The sequence below is a fragment of the Rickettsia sp. genome (assembly GCF_965035265.1).
On sequence record NZ_CBCDJS010000077.1, the window covers coordinates 1 to 6194 of the forward strand.

The window sequence follows — 6194 nt, forward strand, 5'->3', positions numbered from 1 at the left end:
ATATGGTTTGCTTTCATAGCGTTTACGATTTTGTCAGATTGGGCTTGCACCACTCTAACATCATGAACTCCTTGTGCTATAAATAGAGGTTTTTTAATGTTATCTATAAAATTAATCGGTGATCTTTGTCTTAAAAATTCTTTTTCCTTTTCGGTATCCCAAGGCCCTATACGTGTTCTATATATACTTAATAATGGTGTCATGTAAGGAGCTTTAGATTGCACATGTGTTAATAAATCAGACATGCCTACAACGTCAACACCGCAAGCAAACACGTCAGGCGTCATGGTAAGACCTACAAGCGTTGCATAACCTCCATAGCTTCCGCCCATAATACAAACTTTATCGGAATCAACTATATTATTCTTAATAGCCCAGTTAACACCGTCAATTAAATCAGTGTGCATTTTACCGGCATATTCTAAATTACCAGCGTTTAGGAAATCTTTACCAAAGCCTGTAGAACCACGGTAATTAACAGTTAAAACTGCATAGCCACGGTTTGCAAGCCATTGATGTTCAGTATCATATCCCCAGCTATCACGTACCCACGGACCGCCATGAACATTTAAGATTAGAGGTACTTTTCTATCTGGTATATTATTTTCATCAAGCTTTACATCATTTGGGAAAGTTATATAGCTAACTAAATCAAGGCCGTCACGTGACTTGATAATTACCGGTATCATCTTAGCAAGATTATATTTCTCAAGATCTTTACGGTTAGAAAATAAAAATTCAGCTTTTTTATTTGCCCTATCATATTTATAAAATTTCACCGGTGCGTTATCAGCTATATAAGCAACAATCCAAGTTGTGTCGTCTAACGTCCTGCTATTGATAATTAAATCACCACGATCAAGATCTTGCAGATATTTAATATCATCTTCAATATCTTTATCTAATATCTTGTATGAAACTCTATCATAATCTATAGACACTGCTTGCGGAGTTTGTTTGGTAGGATGCGCGGCAAATAAGCCAATATCGGCTTTTGAATCTTCAGCTAATATTTCTTCGCCGCCGGTAGCGAGTGTTATAGCCTTAAGGGCTGAAGTATTACGGTTACGTCCCTCAAGCATATAAAGAATTTCGCCACTAGCATCAAAACCTAGTATGGAAGTATTGAAAGAATCTTCCATTGAGATTTTAGTATATAATTGCGGCTTGCCGTCTTTTAATTCATAATATTCAACGGCTCCGTCTTTATCTAGTAAACTACCGAATCTTAAATTTAAATTTTCATCAGCTACGTAATCGGTAAATCTATCATTTTTATAAATCAGTTCTTTTTTTAAAGTATCTAGATTTAATTTATAAATATCAAAATATTCAGGATTACGCTCATTTAAATATATTAATATCTCATTTGGCTTTTTATAACTCACTCCGGCTATACCGGCTTTAACGCTTCTTTCAGGAGTAAGTAACTTTGTCTCTTTCGTTTCTATATTATAACTATAGATTCGGTCATTTTCATCACCATTAAAATCTTGACTATATAAAATATTTTTATTGTTGTAAGCTTTAGCGTAAGACCTAATACCGCGACCTTTATCATAAGTTATGGCTTGTGCTTTACTAATATCATCGCTTGGAGCTAACCAAATATTTAAGACACCATCTTTGGGTGCGATATATAGAATATATTTACCGTCGTGGGTTAGAGAAACTCTAGCTTTATCAGGATTGCCGAATAAAACTTTTCTTGGGATTATATGATTGTTATCTGTTATCGTTTGCTTTTGAAACATAAAAATACCGACACTTATTATTAATATAGTGCCTATAATATAGAAAATTTTGTTCATTACTAATAGTTTGTTATGTTATGTAAGTCGTCATTGCGAGGAAAAATTGAAAATTTTGACGAAGCAATCTCAAGAGTTATATACTTTTTGACGAGATTGCCACGTCGATGCTACGCATCTCCTCGCAATGACGTTTACACTCTCTCAATATTACTTAAAAACCAATCTACTTCTTTGGTATTAGCATTACGTGTAAATGTCCATTCTTCTTTTAAGTCTTCGATTTTGTCAACTACATTTTTACCTTGGAATAGTAATTTAATAAAAATATTATTGCCAAACATATAAATTTCTGAATATTGTGCATTTAAAGCCGATGAGTCAAAAAAATCACCGTAAGATTGCGTTATTTTTTCAAATTCTTCTAAATATCTTTTATCTATCAACTCAGATAATTCTTGAGTATCCTTTTTATAAGCAGCTTCTATAATCATTTGAAAAGCAGTTTTAGCATTATTTATAAATTTAACCGGATCAAATGAATAAAGGCGTTTATGTACCTGTTCCATTCCGTCTACGACCGCAGTTATATTTTGTTCTACTATTATATCTTTGAAAGCTTTAATATCTTGGGCTGTTGGAAAATTTTTTTCTTCTTTATTAGATTTAACTGCGCTCTGAGTTACGTCTTTAATAACCGGTTCGCCAAAATAAGATTTTTGCTTTGTCTGTTCTTCTTCTGAAGTAGAACCAAGAGTCGTAATTAATTTGTTAATAATAAAAAAGGCAATAGCGGCAAAAATTAATAGCTCTATTATTTGAGGAGACATTATTCTATTTATTTTTTATTAAAAGATGATTCTTATATATTAATATAAAAAAATAATCTTTTAAAGTTATTTAATAAAAATAAGGATTTATTTTTATTTGAGCTATACTTAAAGTTTAAAAAAATATTAAAAAATAACTAAAATATCTTGATTATTTCAATTATTATGATATTGTCGTTTTGTAAATGATGTTTAAACTCCATCATTGCAAAACATTTTATAGCCTTTAGTCCATTTATGCTAGGAGGCTGTTATACTAACACTTATTCATAAGTATTTTAGTATAACGGATAATTATTGTTTTCAATGATTGAGTTTATCCCCTAGCACCTATTTATCTATTCACTTTTAATTTACGAATGAACTGGCGAGCCGGTAATTCAACTATATAATGCAAAATAGTAGCTATTGTAATTGAAGTAGCAAATTTAAGCCATAAAGGAGTTGGATAAATCCAGTAATATGCTACAAAAAATTCTGTAGTTAAAGCAGAAAGGTATAAAGCATATGAAATTTGACCTAGAAAATATGTTATTGGATTACCGAAAATAAGCTTACTTAATCCTGAATCATTAGATGTTCCAATAATTATTAAAGATGAGCCGACTGCAGTCCACCAAAGTGTTTCTTCCTTAATTACAATAAAAATATAAGCAAAAACAGCAATTCCTACAAATGTAATAATATCATAAATAATATAATTAAGTTTCAAAGATTTTATATGTTTTGTAATAAAAAATATTACACAGCCGAAAATAAATACACCTAAAAACATTGTTAAGCTTTTACCGTAAGCAAATTGTATTCCTTCGGTATCAATTAATTTATGAGCTTGTAGCCACACAATAAAGGAAGCATAAGGAGAACAAATTATCCAATAAGAAACAAATAATAAAGTTAATAATAATTTAATTATTGATAATCTTTGTATAAAAGATATTAAAAAAGGAAATAATAAATATGCAAACATTTCCGTACTAATTGACCATGCAGGTTGATTCCAAGATACTAAATCCGTGAACCCCCATGCTTGAATAAGAAAAATATTCAAGAAAAATGTATAAAAATTATCAGAAGGTAGTGAAAGAGCAGGGTAAAAAAAGCTAGAAACTAATGTAAATAAAAGCATAAATAAATGCAAAGGATAAACCCTAGCAATACGTGCAAATAAAAAACTTTTATAACTAACGGTATGTGTATAAAATTTAGTATTATAAACATAACATAATATAAAGCCGGATAACACAAAAAATATTACAACCCCAAGACCGCCAAGTCTTGCTATATTCATTCCAATTGAATTACCTGGCCAATTATATGTAGCGTGTAAAAAGAATACCCATAATGCAGCATATCCGCGTAAACCTGTTAATCCTTTTATTTCTTTTAAGTTATCGATTTTGTTATGCATATTTAAGTTATAATATTACCGATTAAAATATGGCATTGTACAATAATCTAAATATAAAAACAATTTATTAATAATAATTTTTTTAATAAATTATTAGATTCTTATATTCAGAGATCTTTTAATAATTGTTCTACTTTTGTAGCATTCTCGAACCCGTGATCGTAATGAAATCTTATATCAGGCGAGAATTTCATATTTATTTTATTAGTAATAAAATTTCTGATAGCATTTTTAGAATTATTTAAGGCATTCATAATTTCATCTATTGTTAGTTTAGTATTAAAAGGCAAGAAATAACAATTAGCTATTTTTAGGTCGGCGGTAACTATAACTTTCGTAATAGTGAGAGGACAATCAAAAAGTCTGCTATCCAGCATTTTACCACGCCTTAGAATTTCGATTAATGCTTCATTTATAATGCTTGCTAATTTTTGTTGTCTATGAGAATTTGTTTTAGTTAATTTTTTCATAAGTTAAAATATATATAATTTTAGGTTTTGTAAACTTTTCTAAAAAGATTTAATTTTGGTTATTTTTTGCTGCAAATTATAAGATTTTTTTGAAATATGAATAACTATTTCTATAAAAATTTTATTAATTTTCACTAAAAAATACCTCAAAATAGCAAATCAATTAGAAATGTTCACAAAACCTAGAGCATAATAGCATACTTTTGCCAAACAACCAACACTCAAAAATTTTAGAAATTTGGTTTTAAAAAAACCGGAGAATAAAGAAATAAAACAGCCCCAAAAAGGAAGCGCCATTAAGAAAAGTATAAATAACTCATATTTATAATATAGTTTTGTTAAATTTTTATGTCTTAAAATATTTTGTTCATTTTTGGAAGTATAAAAGATATTTAAAACTACTCTTCCAAAGATATAATTGACTGTATTACCGCTAAGAGAAGCACAAGTAGCTACTAACAGCATTATTAAACTATTATAGCCTCCAAACATTTTCATAGAATGAAATATTAACTCATTCTGAAAACTGATAACAAGATTTGAGACAAAACTATCAACAAATAATAAACTATATGCTTCAAATTGATTCATAAATGTAATATATTGAATTTTGATTAGGGTTATTAATCGTCATTGCGAGGAAAATTACGAAGTAATTGACGAAGCAATCTCATGCCAAAATCCTGAGATTGCCACGCTCCTTTTAGTCGCTCGCAATGACGATTTCGGCAACCCTTACTAATCTAACACCAAAATAAAGTAACCGGCAATGAAAAAGCAAATTATTTATCCTGATTTTATAGCGCGAATTTTTTCTACGGCACTTGATTTATCATTATTTGCCTTTATAGCAATCCCAATATCACAATTTTGTTCTTTTAATTTATTATGGTTGTTCTTTAATGATTATTTCCTTAGCAATAACATTACTTTTCATAATCCTAATGAAATGTTTAGTTCTGTTATGAGTCCGGAATTTTATGAATATCTTAAAGCAGGAAATTTTAACAAATATATTTTGTTTAATATTTCAATTTTTGCTACTAATATATTAGTAATAGGCTCGTATTTTGTAACGTTTTGGTATTATAAAGGTGCAACGCTTAGTAAAATGTTTCTACGTATGAAAATCGTAGATGCCGTAACATTAAATCGTCCGACTTTAAAGCAGTTAATTAAAAGATTTTTAGGATATATGACTTTTCCTATTGGTATTTTTTTTATACTTTTTTCTTCCAAGAAACAAGCATTACATGATAAAATAGCCGGAACAGTCGTTATTAAGTCTTAAATGTGTACTCGCTGAATTTGAAAAACTGGCTTCGTTGTTTTTTGCTTTTAATCCTCACGTACTAGTATGTACGCTGCGGTTAAAAGCTTCAAAACGCCTAGCTCTTTTCCAAATTGAGCTTCGTATTGTATACCGACTCTTCATTTATAATGATATATACTCCGACTATGAATAAAACAAATGATAATGAAATAGACCAGCTAATTTATCTTTTTTCAAAATTACCCGGTCTTGGTAGTAGGTCGGCAAGACGTATAGTACTGTACCTACTACAAGATAAAGATATAAGGTTAAAAAGCCTGATTAATAACCTTGTAGAGATAGACAAAAAAATAGTAAAATGCGAGATTTGCGGTAATATGGATACGGAAAATATTTGCCGTATTTGCACTGAAGAATATCGAGATAAATCGGTTATTGCTGTTGTTGAAACCGTGGCTG

6 protein-coding genes and 2 pseudogenes are annotated in these 6194 nt (G+C 29.6%); 2 read left to right on the forward strand and 6 right to left on the reverse strand.

The genetic code is table 11. The annotated features are described in order from the left end of the window. From AC1Z7D_RS05510 to AC1Z7D_RS05535, 6 genes and pseudogenes are all read right to left on the reverse strand, one after another. Positions 1-1811 (reverse strand): S9 family peptidase (locus AC1Z7D_RS05510; protein ID WP_482602682.1); only part of this gene is annotated, 1811 nt, incomplete at its 3' end. 134 nt (positions 1812-1945) lie between these two features. Continuing rightward, positions 1946-2581, reverse strand: coding sequence for a Tim44/TimA family putative adaptor protein (locus tag AC1Z7D_RS05515; RefSeq protein ID WP_482602684.1), 636 nt, complete (start codon positions 2579-2581; stop codon positions 1946-1948). 334 nt (positions 2582-2915) lie between these two features. After that, complete coding sequence (locus AC1Z7D_RS05520; protein WP_482602686.1) at positions 2916-3992, reverse strand: acyltransferase family protein; 1077 nt, start codon at positions 3990-3992, stop codon at positions 2916-2918. A 107-nt stretch (positions 3993-4099) separates the two neighbouring features. After that, the gene (gene rbfA, locus AC1Z7D_RS05525) at positions 4100-4462 is read right to left on the reverse strand and encodes a 30S ribosome-binding factor RbfA (protein ID WP_482602688.1); all 363 of its coding nucleotides are present in this window, start codon (positions 4460-4462) and stop codon (positions 4100-4102) included. A 159-nt stretch (positions 4463-4621) separates the two neighbouring features. After that, positions 4622-5053, reverse strand: a complete 432-nt coding sequence (locus tag AC1Z7D_RS05530; RefSeq protein ID WP_482602690.1) for a YqaA family protein — start codon at positions 5051-5053, stop codon at positions 4622-4624. A gap of 38 nt (positions 5054-5091) precedes the next feature. Further along, positions 5092-5205: pseudogene (locus AC1Z7D_RS05535) on the reverse strand (lytic transglycosylase domain-containing protein); the annotation flags it as partial. 26 nt (positions 5206-5231) lie between these two features. Between AC1Z7D_RS05535 and AC1Z7D_RS05540 the strand changes: the two are divergent. Continuing rightward, on the forward strand, positions 5232-5753 hold the full coding sequence (locus AC1Z7D_RS05540) for an RDD family protein (RefSeq protein ID WP_482602692.1): 522 nt from the start codon (positions 5232-5234) through the stop codon (positions 5751-5753). 167 nt (positions 5754-5920) lie between these two features. Further along, positions 5921-6194, forward strand: a pseudogene (locus AC1Z7D_RS05545) (recombination mediator RecR); the annotation flags it as partial.